Raw genomic sequence first — 26,949 nt, forward strand, 5'->3', positions numbered from 1 at the left:
GTCTGGCTTTCAGGATCGCCCGGAGGAGCTTTCCAAAGGTTGAGCCGGGTGGTGAACGGGCTGCGACGGATTGGCGCAGTTCTGCTTGCTGAAATGAAGTTCTTGTTTTGTTCTGAATGGCGCGCATAATCGCGTCATGGCCGAGGCAGTGAAATCGGCGCCGGCTCCCAGGGGGCGAGGCGCCAAGTCCAATCGAACCGGGCGTTTCGAGGCCCAGGAACGCGAGTCGTTCGACGACGGCTGGGGCGAGGAGGAAGAGCCCAAGCAGCTCAAGACCGAGCTGCAGGCCATGAAATCGCGGACGATCATCGCCCGCAACCAGAGCCCGGACGTCGGCTTCGACCGCTCGATCAATCCGTATCGTGGCTGCAGCCATGGCTGCATCTACTGCTACGCCCGGCCGGCGCATGCGTATCTGGGTCTGTCGCCGGGTCTGGATTTCGAGAGCAAGATCTTCTTCAAGCCGCACGCGGGCGAGTTGCTGGAAAAGGAGCTGGCCAAGCCCAGCTACAAGCCGGCGACGATCCATATCGGCGGCGACACCGATCCTTATCAGCCCGACGAAAAGCACCTGCGGGTGACGCGGCAGGTGATCGAGGTGCTGGAGCGCTACAGCCACCCGTTCACGATCATCACCAAGTCGGCCCTGGTGCTGCGCGACCTCGACATCTACAGCCGGCTGGCCGAGCGCAAGCTGGCGCGGGTGGCGATCTCGATCACCACGTTGGACCGGGCGCTGGCGCGCAGCATGGAGCCGCGCGCGGCCACACCCGGCAAGCGGATCGAGGCGGTGCGGCGACTGACCGAGGCGGGCGTGCCCGTGACGGTGATGTTCGCGCCAGCCATTCCGGGTCTCAACGACCACGAGGTCGAGGCCGTTCTGGAAGCCGCCGCCAAGGCCGGGGCGCGCGGGGCGGGCTATGTGGCCCTGCGCCTGCCGCGCGAGATCGCCCAGCTGTTCGAGGAGTGGCTCCAGACGGATCACCCCGACCGGGCGCGACGGGTGATATCCCTGGTGAGGCAGATCCGTAAGGGCGAGGTGAACAACTCGACCTGGGGCGAGCGGATGGTCGGCGACGGGCCGGTGGCGGAGGTGCTGCGGCAGAGGTTTCATCTGGCGGTGAAGAAGTTCGGGCTGGACCAGCCGTGGACGCCGCTCGATGCGAGCCAGTTCACGCCGCCGCGGTTGGGGGGGAGTGGGCAGATGGATTTGTTCGGCTGAGGGGCCGCAACCTCGTCCTTCGACAGGCTCAGGATGAGGTTTCTACTGAGAGGCTGAATTGGTCCTCATCCTGAGCCTGTCGAAGGACGAGGGCCACGCGAGGCCTTGACCGCATCGCCGCCGCTAGCCCAAGCAGGGCCATGATCTCCGTCGTCCTAATCGCTTCCGAAGACCTGACCGGCCTCGCCGCCCAGATGGCCATGCTGGTGCCCGCCGCCGTGGACGGTCTGGTCAAGGAGGTGATCCTGGTCGCCGATGGCGAGCCTGGCGTGGACGCCCTGGCCGAGGACAGCGGGGCGCGGCTGGTGACGGCCTCTGGCGACCGCCTGGCCGCCGGCGCGGCCGTCGCGCGGGGCGACTGGGTCCTGACGTTGCGGTCGGCTCCAGCGCTGCGCGAGGGATGGCGCGAGCCGATCGAGAAGCACCTGGCCGGCGGGGCAGGGGCGCCGGCGGTTCTGACCGTTCCCGGCGGGATGCTGAGCAAGCTGTCGCCGCGTCTGCACGGGGTGCTGGTGCGGCGGCTGGATTGGCCCACGAGCGGTGGTGACGAGAAGGCGATCGCGAAGGCTCTGCGGGCCAAGCGGTTGGACTACTGAGGCTTTACCCCAATCCGATCATCCCCGCGAAAGCGGGGATCCAAGCTGAGCGGGGGGATGAATTCGAAGCCGTGCCGCTAGGCTGAGAAGCCGCATGGATCCCCGCTTTCGCGGGGATAGTCGGTTAGGGTTTTAAGGCTGAGCCGACGCCAGCGACGTCATCAGCTGATCAATGCTCGTCGGCGCCGCCACCTGCGGATCCAGCCGGAAATCCACCGTCCGGGCCCCCGATGCCACGGCGTCCAGGGTCTTGTTCTCCGCGCCCATCAGCCGGCGATAGGTCCAGTAGCTGGCCATCACCTTCTCGACGTAGTTGCGGGTTTCCTTGAACGGCAGGCTCTCGATCAGCAGCAGGGTGTCGCAATCGGCGCCCAGTTGGGCGGCCGTGCGGTTCAGCGTGGCCGGGCCGCCGTTATAGGCCGCCACGGCGCGCAGCAGGTCGGGACTCTTGACGCCCCGGTCCATCAGCCAGGTGAAGTAGTCCTGGCCGGCCCGCAGGTTGTAGGCCGGGTCGAACAGCGGGCTGTTGTCGGCCAAGAGCTTGTCGTCGCCCACCACGTCGGCGGCCGAGGACGGGCGCACCTGCATCAGGCCCATGGCCCCGGCGGCCGAGACGGCCATGGGGTCGAAGCGGCTTTCCTGGCGGACCAGGGCGTAGACCATGGCCTTGTCGATCGTGAAGCCGCCGACCGGATCCAGCGGGGGCAGGGGATAGTCCTCGCCGCCGACCCGGCGCACGGGGCGGCCGGCGTTCAGCGGGGCGTTGGCGTTCAGGGCCAGGGCCAGGGCGGTCCAGTCGTCGCGCAGTTCCGGGGTGTCGGCCAGCGACAGGCCGGCGCGCAGCTCCATGCCGGCCTCGCGCCAGCGGCCGACCTGGGCCAGGGCGGTGGCGCGGCGGGCGCGGGGATCGTTGCTGACCAGGCGGTCCAGCGAGGCGGTGTCCGGGCCGGCATAGCTGGCGCGGGTCAGCAGGCTGGCGATCGGGTCGAAGCTCTCTTCGGTCGGCGTGACCCCGGCCAGGGCCAACTGGCGCAGAGCGATCATGCCGTAGAAGGTGTGGGGCGAGCGGGCGGCTTCGCTGAGCAGGGTCTGGGCGTCACGGCCGTGACCGGCCTGGCTGGCGGTGCGGGCGGCCCAGAAGGCGCCGGCGGCGCGCAGCCACTCGTCCTCGTTCTGGTCGTGGGCGACCTGCTCGAAATAGGCCTGGGCGGCGCGATAGTCGCCCAGGCGATAGGCCGAAAGACCAGCGATCCAGGTCTCGCCGCCGGCGATGGCCAGGCTCAGCGCCTTCTGGACATCGCCGGAGTAGTACGCCTCACGCGAGGCGCGGCCCTTGTCGGCGGGCGGCGGCGCGGTGTCGTCGCCGATGAACAGCTCGGGGATCGGCGCGGCGGCGATGCGCTTGCCAGCCGGCTTGCGCTTGATAGCCAGGGCATAGACGCGGTCGGCGCCAGCCTCGTCGCTGTAGCGCTTCAGCCAGCCCGTCAGGTCGTCATAGCTGGCCGAGTAGCGGCTCGGGTGCATGACCTTGGCGAAGGCCAGGCGGCCGACCAGGCTGTGGTCACGGGCGTTGGCCAGGGCGGCTTCGGCGGCGTCGAAGTCACCCCGGTCGGTGGCGGCGAAGGCGGCGCGATAGGCGCGAACGTCTTCCGGAGTCAAGGGGTCGAGGACGCCGGCGCGCGTGACCGAAGCGGTCGCGCACAGCAGAACGGCCGACAAAACGGCCAGAGGGCGAGCCCAAAGCTTCAAAAGTGATCCGCGCTCCCCCGCAGGCGCGCGTCCCCCATTCCCACCAACTGGCGTTATTTTAGTGCGGACGCTCGGGACGATCAAGTCGCTCGGTCAGCGTCAGAAGGTCCTGCCAGGCCTTCTTCTTCTGCGCGGGCGTGCGTAGCAGGAAGGCGGGGTGCAGGGTCGGCATGGCCGGAAGCTCGATCGACTTGTCGTCCGAGACCCATTCGAACCAGCGGCCGCGCATCGACAGGATGCCTTCCTCGCGCTTCAGGACCGACTTGGCCGAGGCCCCGCCGGCCAGCATCAGCATCTTGGGTTTGACCAGGGCAATGGCGCGCTCGACGAACGGGGCGCAGGCGGCCTGCTCCTGAGGCGTGGGCGTGCGGTTGCCGGGCGGACGCCAGAAGACGGTGTTGGTGATGAAAACGCGGTCTTCCAGGCCGGCGGCCTTGAGCATGCGGTCCAGGAGCTTGCCGGCGCGGCCCACGAACGGCTGCCCCTGGGCGTCCTCGTCGGCGCCGGGGCCTTCGCCGATGATCATCAGCGGCGCGTCGGCGGCGCCGCGCGAGAACACGGCCTGCTTGGCGCCCTGGGTTTTCAGCGGGCAGCCGTCGAAGGCGGCGATGGCGGCGGCCAGGGATTCGAGATCGTCACAGGCGGCCGCGGCGGCCTTGGCCATGGCGACGGCCGAGCCGACGTCGGGACCACGCACCATCACCGGCCGGGCGACGGCGACCGGAGGCGGCGGCTGGCTCTTGGCGCGCAGCATGGCCGCGCCCTCGGCCAGGCGGTCGATCGGAGCGTCCGCGTACAGGGCGTCAACGCCCGCATCGGCCCAGAAGGCCAGCAGGCTTTCGACAGCGCGTTGATCGGCGGCGAGGCTCATGAGACCGTCTTAGCGCGGAAAGTTCGTGGCCTCCAACGCTGCGTCGCAGCAAAAAATGCGGATCAGGTGCTTGACCGCCACTGCGTCACGTTTGGATAAGCTGTGATTCAAACAGTCATAAGACAGGCGGCCGAGCCTGATCGGGAGACCCCATGAGCGAAGACCTCGAACGCGAGTCGATGGAGTACGACGTCGTCATCGTCGGCGGCGGTCCCGCCGGGCTCTCCGCCGCGATCCGTCTGAAGCAGCTGGCCGAAAAGGCCGGGACCGAGATTTCGGTGGCCTTGCTGGAGAAGGGCTCGGAAGTCGGCGCCCATATCCTGTCGGGCGCGGTGATCGATCCCAAGGGCCTGGCCGAGCTGTTCCCGAGCTGGAAGGAACTGGGCGCGCCGCTGGAGACCCCGGTCACCAAAGACCGCTTCAAGCTGCTGGGGCCGCAGGGCGAGATGTCCCTGCCGATGTTCGCCATGCCGCCGTTCATGCACAACCACGGCTGCTACATCGCCTCGCTGGGCAACCTGACCCGCTGGCTGGCCGGCAAGGCCGAGGAGCTGGGCGTCGAGATCTATCCGGGCTTCGCGGCCTCGGATCTGGTCTGGAACGAGGACGGTTCGGTGAAGGGCGTCGTCGTCGGCGTGGTCGGCATCGCCAAGGACGGGCACCACAAGCCCGACTTCCAGCCGGGCATGGAACTGCACGGCAAGTACGTCTTCATCGCCGAGGGCGTGCGCGGCTCGCTGGCCAAGCAGCTGATCGAGAAGTTCGACCTGTCGGCCGGCAAGTCGCCGCAGAAGTACGGCATCGGCATCAAGGAGCTGTGGCAGGTCCCGCCCGAGCAGCACCAGCCGGGCCTGGCCGAGCACACCACCGGCTGGCCGCTGGACAACAACACCGGCGGCGGCAGCTTCATGTACCACTTCGGGGACAACTACGTGGCCATCGGCTACGTCGTGCACCTGAACTACAAGAACCCGTGGATCTCGCCCTTCGACGAGTTCCAGCGCTTCAAGCAGCATCCGGGCGTGCGTCCGTACCTGGAAGGCGGCAAGCGGATCGCCTATGGCGCGCGGGCCATCACCGAGGGCGGCTACCAGTCGGTGCCGAAGCTGACCTTCCCGGGCGGCGTGCTGATCGGCTGCTCGGCCGGCTTCGTCAACGTGCCGCGCATCAAGGGCAGCCACAACGCCGTCAAGACCGGCATGCTGGCCGCCGAGGCCGCCTATGAGGCCTTGCAGGCCGGCCGGACCAGCGATGAGCTGACCGCCTACCAGACGGCCTACGACAACTCGTGGGTGGCCAAGGAGCTGAAGGTCGTTCGCAACGCCAAGCCGATGCTGGGCAAGTTCGGCACCGCCCTGGGCGGCGCGGTCAGCATGTTCGACATGTGGTGCACGCACCTCTTCGGCGGCTTCTCGTTCTTCGGCACCATGAAGCACGAGAAGACCGACGCGGCCTCGACGGGCCTGGCCAAAGACTTCGAGCCGATCGTCTATCCCAAGCCCGACGGCGTGATCAGCTTCGATAAGCTGAGCTCGGTGTTCCTGTCGGCCACCAACCACGAGGAAGACCAGCCGGCTCACCTGAAGCTGAAGGATCCGTCGATCCCGATCTCGGTCAACCTGCCCAAGTACGGCGAGCCGGCCCGTCTCTACTGCCCGGCCGGCGTCTACGAGGTGCTCTACAACGAGCAGGGCCAGGACCCGCGCTTCCAGATCAACGCCCAGAACTGCGTCCACTGCAAAACCTGCGACATCAAGGACCCGTCGCAGAACATCGTCTGGACCACGCCGGAAGGCGGCGGCGGACCCAACTATCCGAACATGTAAGAGTCAAGAGCCTCCCGCCCCCAGGTCGGGAGGCTTTTTCTTGCGAGGCGCATCGAAAGCGTCGAGGGTAGGCGGATGACGCGTATCCAAGTCCTTCTCGCCTGCGTTTCCGTCTCGGTCCTGACGGCCTGCTCGACCGCGCCCAGCTCGGTCACCTTGCGCGGCCCGGCCAGCATGAACTCTTCGCTGTTCGACACCCGCAGCTCGTATGGCCAGTTCCTGGCGGGGCAGGCGGCGCTGCGTGACGGCAAGAGCAAGGAAGCCGCTGGCTACTTCGGCACGGCCGCGGTGCTGGGCGAGGATCCGGGCGTGCTGGGCGAGCGCTCGTTCACGGCGCTGCTGCTGGCCGGTGAGATCACCCGCGCCGCCGCCGTCGCCCCGACCGACCCGGACGCCACCGAGGCGGTCAAGCGCCTGGGCGTGCTGACCCGCGTCGTCGAGAACCTCGCCATCGGCAAGGGCAAGGACGCCCAGGTCCTGTTGAAGACCCAGGCTCCGGGCTTCCCGCACCAGCAGGCCGCCGCCCTCCTGGGGCCGTGGGCCGCCGCCGCGGCCGGCGATAGCGAAGGCGCGATCGTCCAGCCGACCCTGCGCACCGACAAGCTGGTCCAATATTTCGGCCAACAGGGCCAGGCCCGCCTGTTCGAGCGCGCCAAGCGCTATGACGAGGCCGAGACCGACTACAAGGCCCTGGTCGCCAACGCCGCCACGGCCAGCATCTTCACCCTGGACTACGGGGCGTTCCTGGAGCGCCGCAAGCGTCACGCCGACGCCTTGGCCCTGTACGACAACGCTCTCCGTACGGCTCCGAGCGACACCGGCCTGCTGCGGGCCCGCGCCCGCGCGGCCGCCAAGGGCGCGCCGCCGGCGCTGCCGACCATCCGCCAGGGCGCGGCCGAGGGCCTGGTGGCCTGCGCCGCCACCTTCGCGGGCGAGCGCCAGACCCAGTTCGCCTTGGCCTATCTGCGCCTGGCCCTGCGCCTGGACCCGGCCCGCGACGAGGCCTGGGTGCTGGTCGGCGACCTGCTGAACCAGGGCGAGGATCCGCAGGGCGCGATCGAGGCCTATGCCCACGTCCAGCCGGGCTCGCCGCACTACGCCTCGGCCCAGAGCAAGACCGCCTGGGCCTGGAACGACATCGGCGACAAGGCCAAGGCGCTGGAGGTGGCCAAGGCCGCCTCGGCCGCCGCCCCCAACGACCGCGACGCCAGCGTGGCCCTGGCCGACCTGTTGCGCGCCGGCGGCCAGTGGAACGAGTCGGTGGCCGTCCTTGACCCGATCATCGCCCGCGAGACCGAGACGCCTGACTGGCGCTTGCTGTATCTGCGCGCCGTGGCCCTGGAGCAGGCCAAGCGCTGGCCCGAGGCCGAGCGCGACCTGAAGTCGGCGCTGAAGGCCAATCCGGACGAGCCGGAGCTCTTGAACTTCCTCGGCTACAGCTGGATCGATCGCAACGAGAACCTGGCCGAGGCTCTGGGCATGGTCCAGAAGGCCGTTGCGGCGCGTCCGCAGTCGGGCGCCATGCTCGACTCTCTCGGCTGGGCCTATTACCGCCTGGGCGACTACAAGACCGCCGTCCAGAAGCTGGAAGCCGCCGTCGAGATGGAGCCGGGCGATCCGGACGTGAACGGCCACCTTGGCGACGCCTACTGGAAGGTCGGGCGCCAGACCGAGGCGCGGTTCCAGTGGCAGCGCGTGCTCAGCCTGGAGCCCGACGACAAGCAGAAGGTCGAGTCCGAGGCCAAGCTGAAGAACGGCCTGGGTCCGACGGGCGCGGCGGCGACCAAGTCGACGGTGGCGCACAACTAGGCTATCCGGCGGTGGTCCTTCGCCATCGAGTTTGAGAGATCATGCGGCTGTCCGCCTTCGCCCCGGCCAAGGTCAATCTGTTCCTGCACGTGGGCGGGCCGGACGCCGAGGGCTATCACCCGATCTCAAGCCTGATGGTCTTCGCCGACGTCGGCGACCAGGTGGCGATCCAGCCCAGCGATGCGCCGGCTTTCGAGACCTCGGGACCGTTCGGCGGGGCGATCCCGGCCGATGGCGACAACCTGGTGATCCGCGCAGCGCGAGCCTTCCACGCCAAGCTGGGCGGGCCGGTTCCGCCGTACCGGCTGATCCTGGACAAGCGCCTGCCGATCGCGGCGGGCCTGGGCGGCGGTTCCAGCGACGCCGGCGCGGCCCTGAAGCTGCTACGTGACGCCCTTGCGCCGCATTTCACTGACGACGAACTGGAGCCCCTGGCCGCCGGCCTCGGCGCGGACGGCGCGGCGTGCCTGCGGGCCACCGCGCTGATGGCGGAGGGGCGAGGGGAGATCCTGTCGCCCGCGCCGGTGCTACCCGAGCTGAACGCCGTGCTGGTCAATCCGGGCGTCCCGTCGCCGACGGGCGCGGTCTATCGCGCCTATGACGCCGCCGTGCATCCGGACGGCGCCGAGCGGCCGTTCATGCCAGTGGACCTGGAGAGCGCCGAAGAAGTCGCCGCCTGGCTCTCCGTGGCGACCCGCAACGACCTGGAGGCGCCGGCCGTGGCGCTGGAGCCCCGCATCGGCGAGGTGCTGGACGTGCTGCGCGAGGAGTCCGAAAGTCTGCTGGTCCGCATGTCCGGTTCGGGGGCGACCTGTTTCGCGCTCTGCGCCAGCGACATCGAGGCCGAGGGCCTGGCCGAGCGCCTGGAAACGATGCGACCCGACTGGTGGGTGCGGCGCTGCCGCCTGAGCTGAGGAGCTACGAATGAAGCGCCGTGACGTTCTCGCCGCCCTTGGAAGTCTCGCCGCCGCGCCGGCGTCCGCCCAGGTGCTAAGCCTGCCGCCGACGCCGATCGTGCCGGGTGCTGGCGATGTCCTAGTCAGCCTGGAGACCAGCCTGGGCGCGATCATCATCGCCCTGAAGGTCAAGCAGGCCCCGCTGACCACGGCCAACTTCCTGCGGTATGTCGACGGCAAGCTCTACGACGGCTCCAGCTTCTGGCGCGCGGCCAAGGCGCCCAGTTCGATCGACTACGGCCTGATCGAAGGCGGCCTGGCTGGTGACCCGAAGAAGGTCCTCAAGCCCGTGGCCCACGAGCCGACCACCCAGACCGGCCTGCGCCATGTCGACGGCACCTTGTCTCTGGCCCGCCGCGAACCCGGCAGCGGCGACAGCGACTTCTTCATCTGCGTGGGCGAAGCGCCTTACCTCGACGCCAATCCGGCGGCGGAAGGCGACAACCTGGGCTTCGCGGCCTTTGGTCAGGTGATCAAGGGCATGGAGATCGTCCGCAAGATCCTGAACCTACCCACGCCCGGCGAGGCGACCAATCCGGTGATGAAGGGCCAGATGCTGATGCCCGTGGTGCCGATCGTCACCGCGCGGCGGATCTAGCCAGTCGATATCTTCAGCGCGCTGGAGATCGAGAACTGGCCGGATCAAAAGCGGACGATTCGATAAGCGCTCTTAGGTTTTCTTTGCGCCGCAACATGTATGAAATCAGTGTGTTGTGCTCAGTGTTGACGGCTTTTTCCCAAAACATGAGTGTGACGCCGCTCGTATCGTCGAAGCGCGTGGCAGCCGTACTACCCATGTTGCGGTCAATCCAACCGCCCGTACGGGTAGCCCACGCATCTGCGGCTTGCTTGTAGGCCGGGAGATCTGCCTCAGTCTTTGGAGGGGAAGCCAGTAGGGCTATTAGTTCAGCATAGAAATTCCCAAGAGGGACGGTGAATTTGGATCGGTCTATGCTGGCCTGAGGTGAACTCTTTGTCTTCGGTGGCGGGGAGGGTTGTGATGTCTTCAGTGAGCTTTCCAGCTGCCTCTTTAGGTTGGCAGCTTCCTCCTTCCAGTATGACTTTTGGCCCAACATGATGCCTGCTGACTGTTCGGCCATGAGCCTAGCTTTGTGCTCCACCTTCCAGGTGTCGTAGCCAGCCCAAAAGATGGCGATAACGAGGAAGGCGATTTCTAGTGCTCGTCTCCGAGATGTCGTCAGCCCGAAGCGATCGGCGTGGTCCTTCCATTTAGGTACGATCTTGTCGGATAAATCAGATGCCATCAAAAGCACGCCGCCGACGATCGCGATCCAATAAAGCCCTACGGTTTTGCTGTATGAGAAGAGCTCTTCCATAGGAGCATCTTGGCCTCAAGCGAAGCTATGCCGCAATACTTGGCTTTTGGGGTCTTTAAGCGCCCAAAGAGAAAGGGCGTGGAGATTGCTCTCCACGCCCTTCCGGTCTTCGACGAGGACCTATCCCCAGCCTTAGCTGTGGTAGGCGCGTTCGCCGTGTTCCGAGATGTCCAGGCCTTCTTCTTCGGCTTCCGGCGAAGCCTTCAGGCCGATGACCAGCTTGATCACGAAGAAGACGATCAGCGAGGCGACCAGCGACCAGACGATGGTGACACCAACGCCCTTCAGCTGGGCCAGCACTTGCGTGCCCATGTTGTAGACGGCGTTGTCGCAGGTCGAGATGTCACCGTCCTTGGCGCAGCTGGTGTAGTCGACGATGCCGGCGCCGCCCCAGGCGGGGTTGACCAGGAAGCCGGTGCCGATGGCGCCGACGATGCCGCCGATGCCGTGGATGCCGAAGGCGTCCAGGCTGTCGTCATACTTCAGGGCGTTCTTCACGACCGAGCAGAAGAAGATGCAGATCGGCGAGACGATCAGGCCCAGGATCACCGAACCCATCGGGCCGGCGAAGCCGGCGGCCGGGGTGACGGCGACGAGGCCGGCCACGATGCCCGAAGCCAGGCCCAGGGCCGACGGCTTCTTGCGGGTGACCCACTCGACGACGATCCACGACAGGCCAGCGGCCGCGGTGGCGACGAAGGTGTTGATCATGGCCAGCGAGGCGTAGCCGTTCGATTCCAGGTTCGAGCCGGCGTTGAAGCCGAACCAGCCCACCCACAGCAGGCCAGCGCCAACCAGGGTCAGGGTCAGCGAGTGCGGGGGCATCGGCTCCTTGCCGTAGCCTTGGCGCTTGCCGAGGATCAGGGCGCCGACCAGGGCGGCGATACCGGCGTTGATGTGGACGACGGTGCCGCCGGCGAAGTCCAGGGCGCCGAAGCTCCAGATCAGGCCCGACTTGACCGGCGCGGTCGGAGCCAGCGCGATCGCGTCAGGACCCGGCCACCACCAGACCATGTGCGCCATCGGATAGTACGACAGCAGCGGCCACAGGACGGCGAAGGCGACGATGGCGGCGAACTTCATGCGCTCGACCAGCGAACCGACCACGAGGGCGGCGGTGATGGCCGCGAAGGTCGCCTGGAACGAGATGAAGGTGAACTCGGGGATCACCACGCCGGTCGAGAACGTCGCGACGTTGCTGGCCGGGGTGACGTCCTTGAGGAACAGGCGGCCAAGACCGCCCACGAAGCTGTCCCAGCTGCCGCCGTCGGTGAAGGCGAAGCTGTAGCCCCACAGCACCCAGGCGACGAAGCCGATCAGGGCGACGGTCGAGACCTGCATCATGACCGACAGCATGTTCTTCGAACGGACCAGGCCGCCGTAGAACAGGGCCAGACCCGGCAGGATCATCAGCAGGACGAGCAGCGCGGAGGTGAGCATCCAAGCGTTGTCGCCCTTGTCGTTCTTGTCGACGATGGCGGGAGCCGGAGCTTCAGCGGCAGCAGGCGCGGCGGCCGGGGCCGGCGCAGCCTCGGCGGGCGCGGCGGTGGCGGCAGCGGCGGCCGGCGCGGGCGCGGCCTCCTGGGCGAAGGCGGTTGCGCCCAGCGGCGCCCCCGCGAGCGTCGCGGCGAGCATGAGCCCGGCCAGCGGTTTGAAGGTGAGTTTCATCGTCGGTATCCCCTTTTCCCGATGCTTACAGAGCGGCCGAGCCGGTTTCGCCGGTGCGGATGCGGACGGCTTCTTCGACGTTCAGGACGAAGATCTTGCCGTCGCCGATCTTGCCGGTGGCCGCGGCGGCCTTGACCGCCTCGACGGCCTTCGCGGCGGACGCGTCGTCCACGACCGCTTCGAGCTTAACTTTCGGCACGAAGTTCACTTGGTACTCCGCGCCACGATAGATCTCGGTCTGGCCCTTCTGGCGGCCGTAGCCCTTCACTTCCGAAACCGTCAGGCCTTCGACGCCGGCGGCGACGAGCGACTCGCGCACCTCGTCCAGCTTGAAGGGTTTGACGACCGCTATGATCAGTTTCATCCGCCTTGCTCCGACCCGCGTCGCCACGGGCTTTCTTTGCTTGGTTGTCGGAAGCGTTAGAGAGATCGCCCCCAGTTTGATCACCGCCGACGCCGCCACTACGCGCTGCATCGTTTCCCCGGCTTGGCCACGCTATCGGCGACGGTTCCGTGACGTGTCTCGCGCACAAGGTTTTGGAAACGAATTGGGCGAGGCGCCTAAATTATGAGCGCTAGACGCTTCATTTGCGTCAGAAACTGGCGATTTTGCCTGACGGGAGGGTGGTGGCGCAGGGGGCGCCCCTTGTCCTAGTTTGCCGGAATCCTACCGCCCAGCTCCGGAGCCCGCGCCATGCCGCCCCTCGTTATGAAGATCGCGCCCTGGGTGCTGCTGGTGATGTCCAACGTCTTCATGACCTACGCCTGGTACGGTCACCTGAAGGGCAAGCCGATGGCGCTGCCGATCGCGATCCTGTCCAGCTGGCTGATCGCGCTGCCAGAATACATGCTGGCGGTTCCGGCCAATCGTATCGGCCATAACGTGTATTCGACAGCGCAGTTGAAGGTGGGACAGGAAGTCATCACCTTATTGGTCTTCATCCTGTTTTCGTATTTCTATCTGGGTGAAGCCATTAAATGGTCGACCCTTGCCGGCTTCTCATTGATCGTCGCCGGGGTGGCGGTCGTGTTCTTCTTCAGGTGAAGCTTTGATGTGATCACGAGCCCGTGATCACGGAACCGAGTCCCTTGTCCGGGCGTACACCGCTCGAACCGAGAGGAACTCGACCATGAACACCAAGCGTCTCCTGACCGCCGCCGCGGCTATCGCCCTGCTGGCCGGCGCCGCCCAAGCTCAAGACATGGCTGCTCCGGCGCCCGCCGCGCAGGCGCCGGCCGCCGCTTCGCCCGTCGTGGCCAAGGGCGACCTGATCGACACCGCCACGGCGTCGGGCCAGTTCACCACCTTCCTGAAGGCCGTCGGGGCGGTGAACCTGACCAGCGTCCTGAAAACCAACCAGAACCTGACCCTTTTCGCCCCGACCGACGCGGCCTTCGCGGCCCTGCCGGCCGGCGAGCTGGACAAGCTGATGCTGCCCGAGAACGGGCCGATGCTTCAAAAGGTGCTCACGTACCACCTGATCAACGCCAAGGTGGACTCCACCAAGATCAAGGGCGCCAAGGGTGAAGTGAAGAGCGTCGAGGGCTCGTCGCTGCTGCTGGACGGCTCGGGGACGACCCCGATGGTCGACAGCGCCACGATTACCCAGACCGACGTCATGGCCAGCAACGGCGTGCTGCACGTGGTCGACAAGGTGCTGATCCCCAAGGACGTGCCCGGCCTGCAGGCCGCCGCCTCGGCGACCGACGCCGGCGCGACCATGAACGTGGCGGCTAACGAGCAGATGGCCCCGGCCGCGCCGCAGACCATGCCGGCCGATCCGAATGCCCCGTCGGCGCCGACCTCGGCCACCGACATGGCCGCCGATCCGGCCGCGTCGCCGACCGCGACCTCGGCGGCCGTGAACACCTCGGGCGTCGTGCCGGTGTCGTCGCAATCGCCGGAAGCCCAGGCCTCGCTGAAGGCCGGCGATCCCAATGTCGTCTCCAACCCGCCGGTGGCCGACACCCCGGAAAACCGCGCCAAGTACGGCAAGCCGATGTCGAACGCCGGCAAGCGCACGGCGCCGAAGGGCAACTAAGCCCTTCTACGCTTCGGACATCGCTTGAAGCAGCAGTCGGCGGGCCCTATGGTCCGCCGACTTTTTTCTAGGCCTGCTTCGATTGATGTCGCGCGAAAAACCCAAGTCCTTCCAAAGCCTGATCCTGACGCTCCATGACTATTGGAGCCGGCAGGGCTGTATCATCCTGCAGCCGCACGACGTGGAAGTGGGGGCGGGCACCCTGCACCCGGCCACCGTGCTGCGCGCCCTGGGCCCCAAGCCCTGGAACGCGGCCTATGTGCAGCCCTCGCGCCGTCCGGGCGATGGTCGATATGGTGAGAACCCCAACCGCCTGCAGCACTATTACCAGTACCAGGTGATCCTGAAGCCGAACCCCGAGAACATGCAGGACCTGTACCTGGGTTCGCTGGAAGCGATCGGTCTGGATCTGCGCACCCACGACATCCGCTTCGTGGAAGATGACTGGGAAAACCCGACTGTCGGCGCCTGGGGCCTGGGGTGGGAAGTCTGGTGCGACGGCATGGAAGTCAGCCAGTACACCTACTTCCAGCAGGTGGGCGGCCTGGACGTCTCGCCGGTCGCCGGCGAGCTGACCTACGGCCTGGAACGCCTGGCCATGTACGTGTTCGGCGTCGACAACGTCTATGACCTGCCGTTCAACGACCCGGACTCGCCGCTGGGCGCGACGACCTATGGCGACGTGTTCCTGGAGAACGAGCGTCAGCAGTCGGAAGCCAATTTCCACGGCTATGACGTCAGCGTGCTCAAGCAGCAGTTCGAGCAGATGGAGGAGCAGGTGCCGCTGATGCTGGCCCGCTCGTACCAGAACAAGGCCCTGGTGCTGCCCGCCTACGACATGGTCCTCAAGGCCAGCCACCTCTTCAACCTGATGAACGCCCGCGGCGCGATCGCCGTCGCCGAGCGCGCCAGCTACATCGGCCGCATCCGCGACCTTTGTAAGATGTGCGCCAGCGCCTGGGTCGATCAGCAGGAAGCCGCGTAAGTACGATGCCCCAACTTCTCCTCGAACTGTTCTCGGAAGAGATCCCCGCCCGCATGCAGGCCCAGGCCGCCAAGGACCTGGAGCGCATGGCGCGCGAGCACCTGGCCGCCGCCGGCTTCCTGCCCGAGGCCCTGAAGACCTTCGCCGGCCCGCGCCGCCTGACCCTGGTGGCCGAAGGCCTGCCGCTGGCCCAGGCCGACCGCAAGGAAGAGCTGAAGGGCCCGCGCGTCGGCGCCCCGCCGCAAGCCATGGAAGGCTTCCTGCGCAAGGCCGGCCTGACGCAAGACCAGCTGGTCGAGCGCGACGGCGTCTACATGGCCTTCATCGAGAAGAAGGGCCGTCCGACCCCGGAGATCGTCGCCGAGATGGTCGAAGCCATCGTGCGGGGCTTCCCGTGGCCCAAGTCGATGATCTGGGGGACCAAGAAGCTGCGCTGGGTGCGTCCGCTGAAGCGGATCCTCTGCGTGCTGGACCGCGAGGTCGTGCCGTTCGCCATCGAGGGCATCCCGAGCGGCGACGTCACCGAGGGTCACCGCTTCATGGGTGACGCCCAGCCGTTCACGGCCAAGGACTTCGACGAGTATGCGGCGGGCCTGGAAGCCCACTTCGTCGTGCTCGACGTCGAGGAACGCAAGGAGCGTATCCTCGAAGGCTGCAAGACCCTGTGCTTCGCCCGTCACCTGGAACTGGTCGAGGACCAGGGCCTGCTGGAGGAAGTCGCCGGTCTCGCCGAATGGCCGACGCCGGTGCTGGGCGACATGGACCCGGTGTTCCTCAGCCTGCCGCCCGAGGTCATCCGCACCTCGATGCGCACGCACCAGAAGTACTTCGCCGTCCGCAAGGCCGGTGAGACGGGCCTGGCTCCGCACTTCATCACCATCGCCAACATCCAGGCGGCCGACGGCGGCGCGGTGATCGCGGCCGGCAACGCCAAGGTGCTGTCCTCGCGCCTGTCCGACGCCCGTTTCTTCTGGGACGAGGACGTCAAGGTCGGCTTCGAGCCGTGGCTGGAAAAGCTGAACGGCGTCACCTTCCACGCCAAGCTGGGCACCATGGCCCAGCGCGTCGAGCGCATCGTCGCCCTGGCCGGCGAGATCGCCCCGCTGGTCGGCGCGGACGTCGCCAAGACCCAGGAAGCCGCGCGCCTGGCCAAGGCGGACCTTGCTTCGCAGATGGTCGGCGAGTTCCCTGAGCTGCAAGGCGTCATGGGCGGCTACTACGCCCGCCAGTTCGGCCTGGACGCCGAGGTCGCCGCCGCGATCGAAGGCCACTACAAGCCGCAAGGCCCCTCGGACGCCGTGCCGACCGCGCCAGTCAGCATCGCCGTGGCGCTGGCCGATAAGCTCGACACCCTGGTGGGCTTCTTCGCCATCGACGAGAAGCCGACGGGTTCCAAGGATCCTTATGCTCTGCGCCGTGCCGCGCTGGGCGTGATCCGGATCATCCTGGAAAATAACCTGCGCCTGTCGCTGGCCAAGTTCGGCAAGGACGACCTGATCGCTTTCTTCGCCGACCGCCTGAAGGTCACCCTGCGCGATCAAGGCAAGCGCCACGACCTCGTCGACGCCGTCTTCGCTCTGGGTGACGACGACCTGGCGCGCATCGTCGCGCGGGTCGAGGCTCTGGACGGCTTCCTGAAGACCGACGACGGCAAGACCCTGATGGCCGGATACAAGCGCGCCTCGAACATCCTCAAGGCCGAGGAGAAGAAGGGCGCTCTGCCGGTCGGAGCTCCCGAGGCGCCGACCGCCGACAGCGATGCGGAGGTGGGGCTCTACAACGCCCTGCGCCTGCTGGATAAGCCGCTGAAGGAAGCCCTCGCCAAGGAAGACTTCACCGGCGCCATGACCCAGCTGGCCGAGCTGCGCGGTCCGGTCGACGCCTATCTGGACGGCGTCTTCGTCAACGAGCCCGAGCATCGCGACAACCGCCTGAAGACCCTGGCCGCCGTGCGTGACGCCATGGGGCAGGTGGCGGACTTCGGTCTCATCGGGGGCTAAACGAAAACGGCGGCCGAGAGGCCGCCGTTCTTGTTTCTGGACTAAGCCACCGCCGCGTCGAACTCGGCCTTCCAGCCGGCGAACGCCTCCCGGTCGTCCTGGTCCCAGGGATGGAAGCCGGGGCGGTACCAGGCGAAATAGGTCTTCCAGCCGCGGCGGAAGAGGCCGGGATTGCCCCACACGAACGCGTTCACCGCCTTCAGCGCCGCCTTGGGCGTGTAGCCGTCGGTCTCCAACAGGCGGGCGGCGTAGCGGCAGATGTTGCGGGTGAACATGATGGTCACGAAGAACATCGCCCGGCAGCGCATGAAATAGCGGCGGCGCGCCGTCCAATCCTTGGTCGCGACCATGAAGACGTCATAGGCGACGGCCTTGTGCTCGGTCTCCTCCATGGCGTGCCAGCGCCACAGCTTCTCGACCTCGGGATGGGCGCGATCGAACAGGTCCTGATGACGCACGTGCATCTCGGCCATCATCGCCGTGAAGTGCTCCAGCGCGATGGTCGACAGCAGCATGCCCATCTTGCCGCGCTCGCGGGCCATCTTCACGCGGCCCTTCACCGTCTCCTCGATCTCGGCGACCGGATAGCGCTCGCGGTCGATCAGGCTGTTCAGCTGATGATGCTCGCGCGAGTGGATGGCTTCCTGGGCGATGAAGTTCTTGGCGTCGTCCAAGAGCTTGCCAGTCAGCAGGTGGCGGTAGTTGCGCACCGCGTCCATGAACAGGCGCTCGCCGTCGGGGAAGGTCAGGGACAGGGCGTTGAACACCGCCGTGCCAACGGGATCGCCGCCCAGCCAGTGACCCTTTTGGGCGTCGGCCAGGTCGAAGCGGATGTCGCGCGGGGTGACATCGAGGTCCGCCGGCGTGGTTTTGGTGTCGATCATGGCGTTCTGCGCTCCGCCGGTTTAGGGCTGTCTCAGCCTCTTGATAGGCGCAGAGTGAGTTGTACTGACAAAAATGTCAATAGCGCCAACCGTCGCTCCGAAGACCCGTGTCCGCCGCACGCCCGAGGCCGCGCGAGAGAACATCCTGGCCGCCGCTGAGGCGCTGCTGGTCGAGCACGGCCCGCAGGCCATCAAGCTGGCCGATGTGGCCAAGGCCGCGGGTGTCGTCCACGCCAACGTCATCCACCACTTCGGCTCGATCGCCGGGGTCGAGACGGCGCTGATGGAGCGGATGATCCGGCAGCTGACCGACAAGGTGCTGGCGGCGCTGGACCGACCCGATGCGGTGCTGGGCGTCGGGGCCCAGGCCCTGTTCGACGCCTTCGAGGCCAAGGGCGCGGCAAGGCTGGCGGCCTGGCTGGAGCTGACGGGCGAGGGCGCGCGCATGACCCTGGTGCGCGAGGTGGTCGACGAGATCGTCCAGACCCGCCTGGCGCGCGACAGCGGCGTCGACCGTGAGGCGGCGGTGGACTTCATCCTGCTGAACATCATTCTGGCGGTGGGGGTGGGCCTGTTTGGCCCGACGCTCAGCGCCCTGCTGGGCCGTCCGCCGGAGCGGGCGCGGGAACTGGCGCTGGAACTGATCGAAGGCCGGCTGACCGGCGCGCGTTGATCCTGGAGGGGACCATGAAAGCTCTGTTCGCTTGCGTCGCGGCGGCCTTGACGCTGATCGCCGCGCCGGCCCTGGCGCAACAAGCGCCGCCGGCCAGCTACTACGACAACACCGGCCATCCGGACGCCTGGGCGGGCGGTGTGAAGATGGTCGACATCGACACGCCCAAGGGCAAGTTCCGGGTCTGGACCAAGCGCGTCGGCAATAATCCGAAGCTGAAGCTGCTGTTGCTGCACGGCGGGCCGGGCGCGACGCACGACTATTTCGAGGCGTTCGACAGCTACCTGCCGCGCGAGGGCGTCGAGTACATCTATTACGACCAGCTGGGCTCGGGAAACAGCGACAAGCCGACCGACACCGACCTCTGGACCACCGAGCGTTTCGTGGAAGAGGTGGAGCAGGTCCGCAAGAGCCTGGGCCTGACCAAGGACGACTTCTGCCTGCTGGGCCACAGCTGGGGCGGCATCCTGGCGATCGAGTACGCGCTGAAATACCAGGCCAACGTCAAATGTCTGGTCATCTCGAACATGATGGCCTCGATCCCGGCCTACAACGCCTACGCTCAGAAGACCCTGATGCCGGCCATGGACCAGAAGCTGCTGGCCGAGGTCAAGGCGCTGGAGGCGGCGGGCAAGACCAGCGACCCCCGCTACATGGAGATCCTGGTGCCGCTGCACTACGAAAAGCACATCCTGCGGCGGCCGCAGGCGCAGTGGCCCGAGCCGGTCGTGCGCTCGTTCGCGCACCTGAACGGCGAGCTCTACACCCTAATGCAGGGCCCCAGCGAACTGGGCGCCAGCGGGCGGCTGGAAAAGTGGGATCGGTTCGAGGACCTGGGCAAGATCAACGTCCCGACCCTGGTGATCGCCGGGACGTACGACACCATGGATCCGGCCTATATGGCGTCGATGGCCAAGAAGCTGCCCAAGGGCCAGTACGCCCTGATGCCGAACGGCTCGCACATGTCGATGTACGACGACCAAGCCAACTACTTCACGGCGCTGACCAAGTTCCTCAAGCCGCTCGATTGAGCAGGGCGGGCAGCACCTGCTCGGTCAGCAGCGGCGCCAGGCGCAGGTCGCCCGGCGCTGCCGGATCGATCCAGGCCAGTTCCTCGATCTCGGCGCGGGCGGCGATCTCGCCCTCGACGGTGGCGAGGTAGGTCGCCGACTGCACCGTGAACCCGGCCTCGTTGGCGGCCGGAGCCGAGAAGTTGCCCAGCAGCTCGGCGTGGACCAGCCGGCAGCCCAGCTCTTCGTCGAGCTCACGGGTGAGGGTGGTCAGGTCGTCCTCGCCGCCGTCGCGCTTGCCGCCAGGTTTCATGAAGGTCGTCGTCCCACGCTTGCGGACCAGCAGCATGCGGCCGTCCGCGTCGCGGATCACGGCGGTGACGATGTCGAGGACGCGGCTCATGCGGGGAGGGTAGCCGAGTCGCTACTTCTCGACCGCCGCCAGGATGTGCTCGGCCAGCAGCTTCTCGGAGATGGCGTGCGGCTGGCGGACGCCGAAGTTGGTCGTGGTGATCACCGCCACCAGATCCAGGTCCGGGACGATCGCCACCTTCTGGCCGCCCGAACCGCTCATCAGCCAGGCCTTGTGACCGGCCAAGCTCTGCAGCCAGACCAGATAGCCGTAGTCGGTGTTCTCCCGCGCATTGGCGTGCGGCGTGACCGAGGCCTTGACGAAGTCGGCCGGCAGGACCTGCTTGCCCTTCCACTGGCCGCCATTGGCGTACAGCTGACCCAGCTTCAGCAGGTCGCGGCTACGCAGGCCCAGGCCGCCGCCGCCCATGGCCAGGCCGGTGGGCGACATCTGCCACTTCGGGTTCTCGATGCCGAGCGGCTTGAACAGCACCTCGTCGGCGAAGGCGGGCAGGGGCGTCTTCACCGCGTTCTGGACGACCTGGCCCAGGGTCACGACGCCGGCGGTGCAGTAGCTGAAGCTGCGGCCATAGGGCGAAGCCTCGGGCTTGGGGCTCCAGTCCGGGAAGCCGCGCACCGGCAGGTCCAGATAGAAGCCGACCCAATCCTCGATCAGATACATCCGCTCCTCGTTGCCGCGCGAGAAGGTGTTGTCGTCATCGCACTCGGCGATGGAGCTCATGGTCAGCAGGTCCTTGACCGTGACCTTGTCCTTGCGCGGATCGGGATTGGCGGCCGGCGGGCGGCCCTTGAGGTAGGTCTTGATCGGCGCGTCAACGCTAGGCAGGGCGCCACGGGCGATCGCGGCTCCGGCCAGCATGGCGGTGACGGTTTTGGTGGCCGAGCGGGTGTTGCGGCGGGCCTCGGCGCCGTCCTGGTCGTAATAGGCCTCGAACACCAGCTTGCCGTGGCGGGCGACCAGGACGCTGGTGATCTTCTGGAACTCGCCGGCCTTGATGGCGGCCGACATCGCGTCGAGCTTGGCGGCCGAAACGCCTTCGGTGGCCGGCGCGGCGGTGGTCCAGTCGGCGGCCTGGGCGGAGAGCGGGGCGAGCACGAGGGCGGCGGCGAACGCGAAGGCTTTCAAGGCGAAAACTCCAGGGGCTGAGCTTGGCCGTCTAGGCCGCGCTGGCAGCCTCGTCTTGGACGCTTGCAACAATCGGCCGGCGGCCGCACAGGCGCACGAACTCGCCGGGGGTGACGCCATAAGCCTTCACGAACTGGCGATTGAGGTGGCTCTGGTCGCAGAAGCCCGAGGCCAGGGCGATCTCGCCGATCGGGTCGCGGCCACGCATCAGCAAGTCGGCGGCGCGCTCCAGCCGGCGCGTGCGCAGGCGATCACCCGGCGCCGCGCCCAGCCAGCGGCGATAGCCGCGCGCCAGGTGGACCGGATGGACGCCGGCGATCTGCGCGAGATCCGCGACATTGATCGGCTGGTCGAACGTGTCGGCCAGATAGGTCTCGGCGCGATCCAGCCAGGACGGGCGCTTGTCGCCATCCGATACGGGGGTGATCGCTTGCGAGGCCAACTCCAGGCTCAGGCCTTCTAGCGACAGCGCCTCGTTGTCCTGAGCCAGCAGCGAGCGGGTCAGGCGAAGGGCCGCGCGACGGGCGGGCGGACCGGTCAGCCGCAAGGCGTCGATCGCCGCGCCCCTCCCGGCGTCGGCCAGGGCGCGCCAGTCGGTGGGGCTGAAGCTGACGGCCAGGAAAAAGCCGCCGCCGTCTACGAAGCGATCGCGGTGCACGACGCCGGGCGGGTTGTAGACCAGCACCGGGCCTTCGGTTTCAGGCCCTGCGGCGGTGGTGATGTAGCGGCCATGGGTGGCCAGCACAAAGTGGGTGTCGTCGTGGCTGTGCTCGTCGACATCGTCGGCGCGCTTGGTGGCTTCCAGGTGCGCCAGGCGTACGCCCGTCAGCTGGCGCTCGACGGTCGGCGCGCCGTAGAACCGGCCCTGGCTGAAGGCGGTCCTCGGCGCGGCCATGTCAGCCCAGCTTCTCGGCGGCCCAGGGCGCGAAATAGGTGATGATCCCCGCCGCGCCGGCCCGCTTGAAGGCGGTCAGGCTTTCCAGGATGGCGCGATCCTGGTCGATCCAGCCGTTCTGGGCGGCGGCCATGATCATCGCGTACTCGCCCGACACCTGGAAGGCGTAGGTGGGCATGCGGAATTCGTCGACCAGGCGGCGCAGGATGTCCAGGTAGGGCATGCCCGGCTTGACCATGACCATGTCGGCGCCCTCGGCGATGTCGAGCGCGACCTCGCGGATGGCCTCTTCCGTGTTGGCCGGGTCCATCTGGTAGGTCTTCTTGTCACCCTGGCCGCCGGCCAGCTTGGCCGAGCCGATGGCGTCGCGGTACGGGCCGTAGAAGGCCGAGGCGTATTTGGCGGCGTAGGACATGATCATCACGTCCTGGTGGTTGGCGCCCTCCAGCGCGGCCCGCAGCTTGCCGATGCGGCCGTCCATCATGTCGGACGGGGCCAGGATGTCGGCGCCGGCCTCGGCTTGCATGATGCCTTGTTCGATCAGGCGCTCGATGGTCGGGTCGTTGAGGATCTTGCCGCCCTCGATCACGCCGTCGTGGCCATGGTCGGTGAAGGGGTCCAGGGCGACGTCGCACATGATGCCGACTTCGGGGGCGGCGTCCTTCATGGCCTTCACGGCGCGGGGGATGACGCCGTCCGGATCGGCGGCGATCGAGCCGGTGGCGTCTTTGCGGCTGCCGTCGATGTGCGGGAAGATGGCGATGGCCGGGATGCCCAGGTCACGGGCGCGGACGGCGGCCTTGGCGGCTTCTTTCACCGACAGGCGTTCGACGCCCGGCATCGAAGCCACCGGGATCACGCCTTCGCCCTCGTGCACCACCATCGACCAGATCAGGTCGGACGGTCGGACTTCGCTCTCGCGGACGAGGCGGCGGGTCCAGTCGGCCTGGCGCACGCGGCGCAGACGGGTGTGCGGATAGGGGGCGAGGGGCGGAACGGTCATGCGCCTGATGTCGCGCGGGAGGCCGCGCGAGGCAAGACGCATGCGTCCTTAAGTGGGTGGATTAGGGGGCAGCCCGCGAGGCCAGCACCGACGGACCTTCGATACGGGTCCACAGCTGCGACTTGCACAGGAAGTTGCCCAGCACGCAGCCCTTGGCGCGCATGGTGCGGGTGTCGACGATGTCGGCCGAGCCCACCAGGGTGACCTTCAGGGTCGGAACCCAGACGCGCCCCTTCAGGGTGCCGTTGTCCTGGGCCTCGAAGTCACGCAGCAGCTGCTTGCCGATCAGGGTGTCCGTGCCGGACTTGCGCGCATCGGCCTCGGCCTTGGCGCTCGCCCACACCACGACACCGCAGGTGCTGGGGCCGCAGTCCTTGATCTCCAGATGCACGGAGTTCTTCGGATTGCGCCAGACGCCATACGAGCGCGAGATATCGCCGCCGGCATAGGCCGGTGCGGTGGCCGCAGCCATTCCAAGAGCCACCGTGACGGCGGCAAGAGCAAGTTTCAGGAAACGCATAGTCGTTGATGCAGTTTTTTGTGTTTGAGAACGCCCAGACTCGAGACTGGCCATTTGGAGTGAAAGACGATGGTTATCAAGGGGGAGCGGGGTCACAGACGGTACACACCGTGTAACGGAGGATTTCAGGTCACACTAAACGGCGGCTGTGACACGCGTTGACAGCAGGCTTTAGGCGCGGCACGTCAGCGGCTAAGAAGCTGAGGGCGGTTCTGCCCCAAACGGGAGGAAGTGCGCATGGATTTCGCGCTGAATGAAGATCAAGTCGCAATCCAGGATGCGGCCCGTTCGTTCGCCGAGGGACAGCTTGCCCCGTTCTCGGCGCAGTGGGACGAGCAGAAACACTTCCCCGTCGACACGCTGCGCCAGGCCGCCGAGCTGGGCTTCGCCGGTATTTATGTAACAGAAGACGTCGGCGGCAGTGGCCTGTCGCGCCTGGACGCTTCGATCATCTTTGAAGCCCTGAGCTACGGCGACGTGCCGACGGCGGCCTACCTGACCATCCACAACATGGCCTCGTGGATGATCGATCGGTTCGGCTCCGATGAGCTGCGCCAGCGCTATCTGCCCCGCCTGACCACGATGCAGCTGATCGCCAGCTACTGCCTGACCGAGCCGGGCTCGGGCTCGGACGCGGCCAACATGCGCACCACGGCCAAGCTGGACGGCGACCACTATGTCCTGAACGGCGGCAAGGCCTTCATCTCGGGCGGCGGCGTGTCGGATGTCTATGTCGTCATGGCCCGCACGGGCGGCGACGGCGCCAAGGGCGTGTCGGCCTTCGTGATCGAGAAGGGGACGGAAGGGCTCAGCTTCGGGGCCAATGAGCGCAAGATGGGCTGGAACGCTCAGCCGACCGCCCAGGTGAACTTCGACAACTGCCGCGTGCCGGTCGCCAATCGCATTGGCCAGGAAGGCGAGGGCTTCCGCTTCGCCATGATGGGCCTGGACGGCGGGCGCCTGAACATCGCCTCGTGCTCGCTGGGCGGCGCGCAGTTCGCCCTCGACACGGCCAAGGCCTACATGGAAACGCGCAACCAGTTCGGCAAAGCGCTGAAGGACTTCCAGGCGCTGCAGTTCAAGCTGGCCGACATGGCCACCGAGCTGGAGGCCGCCCGCCTGATGGTGCGCCGCGCCGCCCACGCGCTGGACAACAAGCACCCCGAAGCGACCAAGCTGTGCGCCATGGCCAAGCGTTTCGCGACCGACGCCGGCTTCCAGGTGGCCAATGACGCCTTGCAGCTGCACGGCGGCTACGGCTACCTCCAGGACTATCCGCTGGAGCGCATCGTGCGCGACCTGCGGGTGCACCAGATCCTGGAAGGGACCAACGAAATCATGCGTGTCATCATCGCCCGCGAGATGTTCCGGCAGTGAGTGACGCACCGGAGGTTCCGCTGGCCGAGCGCGTCGCCTGCGAGCGGAGCTTCTGGATCGTCGTCGACGACAAGCCGCAACCCCTGTTGATCCGCTGGTTCCAGCCCGAGCCGATAGACGTAGGTTGGGAGTGCCCGGTCGAGACCGTCTGGTCCGACGGCCGAAAGCGGATACGGCGGGTGGGCCGCGGAGATTCTACGCAGGCCCTGTTCCTGGCGCTCTCGATAGTCGGCTCCGAGCTTCTCGCATCGCAGAGCCCGGTCTATTGGTTCGCGCCGGAAGACGATCTGGGGTTGCCGGTCCTGCCGGCGATGGCGGACATCGCCGCCGAGCGAAAAGCGCGTTTCGAGGCCAAATGATTTATCTCTGTCGCCACGGCCAGACCTTCCATAACCGCGAAGGCCGCATGCAGGGCCAGACCGAGTCCGATCTGACCCCGTTGGGCCGCGCCCAGGCGGCGGCGATGGGCGATCTGCTGTTCGACCTGATCCAGCGCGATCCGCCGGCGGACTGGCGCATCGTCGCCAGCCCGCTGCGCCGGGCGCGCGACACGGCGCAGACGATCGGCGCGCGCCTGGGCCTGCCGGTGGCCTTCGAGGATCGCCTGATGGAGATCAGCGTCGGCGACTGGTCCAACCGCCTGCGCGACGAGGTCAAGGCCGAGAACCCCGCGCTGCTCACCGACCCGGAATGGGCGTTCAAGTCGCCGAATGGCGAGACCTATGACGACATCATGGGCCGCATCTCCGGCTGGCTGGCCGAGCAGGCCGCGGAGCCCGAACGCAAGCTAATCGTGGTCAGCCATGGCATCGCCGGCTGGATGCTGCGCGGCGCCTATGCGGGCTTGCCCCGCGAGCAGGTGATCCGCCTGGATACGCCGCAAGACGCCATCTTCCGTCTCAGCAACGGCCAGATCGATCGCCTGGCCTGCGCGCCTGTCGTCGAGCCCGTCTAGGATTCCCATGACCGACGAACCCGAAGTCCTGATCAGCGTCGAGAAGAACGTCGGTCGCATCACCCTGAACCGTCCCAAGGCCCTGCATGCCCTGACCCAGGGCATGTGCGAGACCATGATCGGCGCGTTGCTGGACTGGCAGGAGGACCCCGAGATCTACATGGTCATGATCGACCATGCGGGCGAGCGGGGCTTCTGCGCCGGCGGCGACATCCGCATGCTGGCCGAGAGCGGGGCCAAGGACGGCGTCGAGGCGCGGGCCTTCTTCCACACCGAGTACCAACTGAACCACCTGCTGTTCACTTATGACACCCCGGTGGTGGCGGTGATGGACGGCATCGTCATGGGCGGCGGCGTCGGCATCTCGATGCCGGCCCACGTGCGCATCGCCACCGAGCGCACGACCTTCGCCATGCCCGAGACGGGCATCGGCCTGTTTCCGGATGTCGGCGGCGGCTGGTACCTGCCGCGCCTGCCGGGCAAGGCGGGGCTGTGGCTGGCCCTGACCGGCGCGCGGATCAAAGGCGCGGACTGCATGCGCTTAGGGATCGCCACCCACCACGTGGAGTTCGGCGCCATCGCGGGGCTGAAGAAGGCGATCATCGCCGATCCGCGCCGCATCGAGGAGATCCTGAAAAAGTACCGCGCCGACGCCGGCAAGGCTGCGCTGCTGGGCTTCGAGCAGGACCTGAACCGCCTGTTCGTCGGCGAGACTGTCGAGGAGATCTTCGAGTTCCTGACCCTCGACTCCAGCGACTGGGGCAAGGCTCAACTGGAAGTCCTGAAGACCAAGTCGCCCCAGACGCTGAAGGTGGCCTTCGAACAATTGAAGCGCGGCGAGGCCATGACCGACTTCGCCGAGAACATGGCCATGGAATACCGGATCGGCTCGCGGGTGGTGATGAAGCACGACTTCATCGAGGGCGTTCGGGCCGTGATCGTCGACAAGGACAACGCGCCCAAGTGGAACCCGGCGACCCTGGAAGAGGTCACCGACGCGATGATCGAAGAGATTTTCGCGCCGCTTCCCGCAGCGGAAGAATGGGTACCGCTGACGTAACCGATTGCGTAGG

General features: G+C 67.1%; 27 protein-coding genes. 16 read left to right on the forward strand and 11 right to left on the reverse strand.

Translation table 11 applies throughout. From position 1 onward, the window contains the following. The first annotated feature begins 136 nt into the window (after window positions 1-136). Both AC1RRR_RS01795 and AC1RRR_RS01800 read left to right on the forward strand, forming a co-directional pair. Window positions 137-1,222, forward strand: a complete 1,086-nt coding sequence (locus AC1RRR_RS01795; RefSeq protein ID WP_492810051.1) for a PA0069 family radical SAM protein — start codon at window positions 137-139, stop codon at window positions 1,220-1,222. A gap of 140 nt (window positions 1,223-1,362) precedes the next feature. Continuing rightward, a complete protein-coding gene (locus AC1RRR_RS01800) occupies window positions 1,363-1,818 on the forward strand; it encodes a cell wall biosynthesis glycosyltransferase (protein ID WP_492810053.1) in 456 nt (151 codons plus the stop codon). A gap of 132 nt (window positions 1,819-1,950) precedes the next feature. Here the strand turns inward: AC1RRR_RS01800 and AC1RRR_RS01805 are convergent, their stop codons facing one another. Both AC1RRR_RS01805 and AC1RRR_RS01810 read right to left on the reverse strand, forming a co-directional pair. Further along, window positions 1,951-3,624 (reverse strand): lytic transglycosylase domain-containing protein, encoded by a 1,674-nt coding sequence (locus AC1RRR_RS01805; RefSeq protein WP_492811740.1) that lies wholly within the window; start codon window positions 3,622-3,624, stop codon window positions 1,951-1,953. 1 nt (window position 3,625) lies between these two features. Then, window positions 3,626-4,438 (reverse strand): uracil-DNA glycosylase, encoded by an 813-nt coding sequence (locus AC1RRR_RS01810; RefSeq protein ID WP_492810055.1) that lies wholly within the window; start codon window positions 4,436-4,438, stop codon window positions 3,626-3,628. A 152-nt stretch (window positions 4,439-4,590) separates the two neighbouring features. On the opposite strand from AC1RRR_RS01810, the gene AC1RRR_RS01815 reads away from it, so the two are divergent. From AC1RRR_RS01815 to AC1RRR_RS01830, 4 genes are all read left to right on the forward strand, one after another. Continuing rightward, complete coding sequence (locus AC1RRR_RS01815; protein ID WP_492810057.1) at window positions 4,591-6,264, forward strand: electron transfer flavoprotein-ubiquinone oxidoreductase; 1,674 nt, start codon at window positions 4,591-4,593, stop codon at window positions 6,262-6,264. Between the two features lie 75 nt (window positions 6,265-6,339). After that, a complete protein-coding gene (locus AC1RRR_RS01820) occupies window positions 6,340-8,073 on the forward strand; it encodes a tetratricopeptide repeat protein (RefSeq protein ID WP_492810059.1) in 1,734 nt (577 codons plus the stop codon). 41 nt (window positions 8,074-8,114) lie between these two features. Continuing rightward, window positions 8,115-8,987, forward strand: a complete 873-nt coding sequence (locus tag AC1RRR_RS01825) for a 4-(cytidine 5'-diphospho)-2-C-methyl-D-erythritol kinase (protein WP_492810061.1) — start codon at window positions 8,115-8,117, stop codon at window positions 8,985-8,987. Between the two features lie 10 nt (window positions 8,988-8,997). Next, window positions 8,998-9,627, forward strand: coding sequence for a peptidylprolyl isomerase (locus AC1RRR_RS01830; protein WP_492810063.1), 630 nt, complete (start codon window positions 8,998-9,000; stop codon window positions 9,625-9,627). A 13-nt stretch (window positions 9,628-9,640) separates the two neighbouring features. Here the strand turns inward: AC1RRR_RS01830 and AC1RRR_RS01835 are convergent, their stop codons facing one another. The 3 genes from AC1RRR_RS01835 to AC1RRR_RS01845 form a co-directional block, all read right to left on the reverse strand. Further along, on the reverse strand, window positions 9,641-10,366 hold the full coding sequence (locus AC1RRR_RS01835; RefSeq protein WP_492810065.1) for a hypothetical protein: 726 nt from the start codon (window positions 10,364-10,366) through the stop codon (window positions 9,641-9,643). 132 nt (window positions 10,367-10,498) lie between these two features. Further along, window positions 10,499-12,034 (reverse strand): ammonium transporter, encoded by a 1,536-nt coding sequence (locus AC1RRR_RS01840; RefSeq protein ID WP_492810067.1) that lies wholly within the window; start codon window positions 12,032-12,034, stop codon window positions 10,499-10,501. Between the two features lie 25 nt (window positions 12,035-12,059). Then, window positions 12,060-12,398, reverse strand: a complete 339-nt coding sequence (locus tag AC1RRR_RS01845) for a P-II family nitrogen regulator (RefSeq protein ID WP_291879143.1) — start codon at window positions 12,396-12,398, stop codon at window positions 12,060-12,062. Between the two features lie 330 nt (window positions 12,399-12,728). On the opposite strand from AC1RRR_RS01845, the gene AC1RRR_RS01850 reads away from it, so the two are divergent. The 4 genes from AC1RRR_RS01850 to glyS all read left to right on the forward strand — a co-directional run bounded on the left by AC1RRR_RS01850 (window position 12,729) and on the right by glyS (window position 17,061). Next, window positions 12,729-13,079: a DMT family protein gene (locus tag AC1RRR_RS01850; protein ID WP_492810069.1), complete on the forward strand. Its 351-nt coding sequence runs from the start codon at window positions 12,729-12,731 to the stop codon at window positions 13,077-13,079. Window positions 13,080-13,164: 85 nt separating this feature from the next. Further along, window positions 13,165-14,076, forward strand: a complete 912-nt coding sequence (locus tag AC1RRR_RS01855) for a fasciclin domain-containing protein (RefSeq protein WP_492810071.1) — start codon at window positions 13,165-13,167, stop codon at window positions 14,074-14,076. Window positions 14,077-14,161: 85 nt separating this feature from the next. Beyond that, window positions 14,162-15,061, forward strand: coding sequence for a glycine--tRNA ligase subunit alpha (locus AC1RRR_RS01860; protein ID WP_223395069.1), 900 nt, complete (start codon window positions 14,162-14,164; stop codon window positions 15,059-15,061). Between the two features lie 5 nt (window positions 15,062-15,066). Continuing rightward, the gene (glyS, locus tag AC1RRR_RS01865; RefSeq protein ID WP_492810074.1) at window positions 15,067-17,061 is read left to right on the forward strand and encodes a glycine--tRNA ligase subunit beta; all 1,995 of its coding nucleotides are present in this window, start codon (window positions 15,067-15,069) and stop codon (window positions 17,059-17,061) included. 41 nt (window positions 17,062-17,102) lie between these two features. Here the strand turns inward: glyS and AC1RRR_RS01870 are convergent, their stop codons facing one another. Then, window positions 17,103-17,945, reverse strand: coding sequence for a metal-dependent hydrolase (locus AC1RRR_RS01870; protein WP_492810076.1), 843 nt, complete (start codon window positions 17,943-17,945; stop codon window positions 17,103-17,105). A gap of 73 nt (window positions 17,946-18,018) precedes the next feature. On the opposite strand from AC1RRR_RS01870, the gene AC1RRR_RS01875 reads away from it, so the two are divergent. Next, the gene (locus AC1RRR_RS01875; RefSeq protein ID WP_492810078.1) at window positions 18,019-18,618 is read left to right on the forward strand and encodes a TetR/AcrR family transcriptional regulator; all 600 of its coding nucleotides are present in this window, start codon (window positions 18,019-18,021) and stop codon (window positions 18,616-18,618) included. A 14-nt stretch (window positions 18,619-18,632) separates the two neighbouring features. Further along, a complete protein-coding gene (locus AC1RRR_RS01880) occupies window positions 18,633-19,649 on the forward strand; it encodes a proline iminopeptidase-family hydrolase (protein ID WP_492810080.1) in 1,017 nt (338 codons plus the stop codon). Here the strand turns inward: AC1RRR_RS01880 and AC1RRR_RS01885 are convergent. The 5 genes from AC1RRR_RS01885 to AC1RRR_RS01905 all read right to left on the reverse strand — a co-directional run bounded on the left by AC1RRR_RS01885 (window position 19,633) and on the right by AC1RRR_RS01905 (window position 23,544). After that, complete coding sequence (locus AC1RRR_RS01885; protein ID WP_492810082.1) at window positions 19,633-20,031, reverse strand: NUDIX hydrolase; 399 nt, start codon at window positions 20,029-20,031, stop codon at window positions 19,633-19,635. The two genes, AC1RRR_RS01880 and AC1RRR_RS01885, sit on opposite strands and share 17 nt — an antisense overlap. 21 nt (window positions 20,032-20,052) lie before the next feature. Beyond that, window positions 20,053-21,126, reverse strand: coding sequence for a serine hydrolase domain-containing protein (locus AC1RRR_RS01890; protein ID WP_492810084.1), 1,074 nt, complete (start codon window positions 21,124-21,126; stop codon window positions 20,053-20,055). A gap of 31 nt (window positions 21,127-21,157) precedes the next feature. Next, window positions 21,158-22,021 carry a helix-turn-helix transcriptional regulator gene (locus AC1RRR_RS01895; protein ID WP_492810085.1) on the reverse strand — a complete coding sequence of 288 codons (864 nt, stop codon included), beginning with the start codon at window positions 22,019-22,021 and terminating at the stop codon, window positions 21,158-21,160. A 1-nt stretch (window position 22,022) separates the two neighbouring features. Continuing rightward, a complete protein-coding gene (gene hemB / locus AC1RRR_RS01900; protein ID WP_492810087.1) occupies window positions 22,023-23,024 on the reverse strand; it encodes a porphobilinogen synthase in 1,002 nt (333 codons plus the stop codon). A gap of 61 nt (window positions 23,025-23,085) precedes the next feature. Beyond that, window positions 23,086-23,544 (reverse strand): DUF2147 domain-containing protein, encoded by a 459-nt coding sequence (locus AC1RRR_RS01905; protein WP_492810089.1) that lies wholly within the window; start codon window positions 23,542-23,544, stop codon window positions 23,086-23,088. Between the two features lie 231 nt (window positions 23,545-23,775). Between AC1RRR_RS01905 and AC1RRR_RS01910 the strand changes: the two genes are divergently transcribed. The 4 genes from AC1RRR_RS01910 to AC1RRR_RS01925 are packed head-to-tail and all read left to right on the forward strand — an operon-like array spanning window position 23,776 to window position 26,936. Continuing rightward, complete coding sequence (locus AC1RRR_RS01910; RefSeq protein WP_492810091.1) at window positions 23,776-24,921, forward strand: isobutyryl-CoA dehydrogenase; 1,146 nt, start codon at window positions 23,776-23,778, stop codon at window positions 24,919-24,921. Then, the gene (locus AC1RRR_RS01915; protein ID WP_492810093.1) at window positions 24,918-25,280 is read left to right on the forward strand and encodes a DUF6968 family protein; all 363 of its coding nucleotides are present in this window, start codon (window positions 24,918-24,920) and stop codon (window positions 25,278-25,280) included. Before AC1RRR_RS01910 ends, AC1RRR_RS01915 begins: the two co-directional genes overlap by 4 nt. Beyond that, entirely contained in the window at window positions 25,277-25,876 is a 600-nt protein-coding gene (locus AC1RRR_RS01920; protein ID WP_492810095.1) for a histidine phosphatase family protein, read from the forward strand. The genes AC1RRR_RS01915 and AC1RRR_RS01920 overlap by 4 nt, the downstream gene beginning before the upstream one ends. A 7-nt stretch (window positions 25,877-25,883) precedes the next feature. Continuing rightward, complete coding sequence (locus AC1RRR_RS01925) at window positions 25,884-26,936, forward strand: enoyl-CoA hydratase/isomerase family protein (protein ID WP_492810097.1); 1,053 nt, start codon at window positions 25,884-25,886, stop codon at window positions 26,934-26,936. The last annotated feature ends 13 nt before the right edge of the window (window positions 26,937-26,949 follow it).

The sequence above is a fragment of the Caulobacter sp. GW821-FHT12D05 genome, assembly GCF_058807295.1.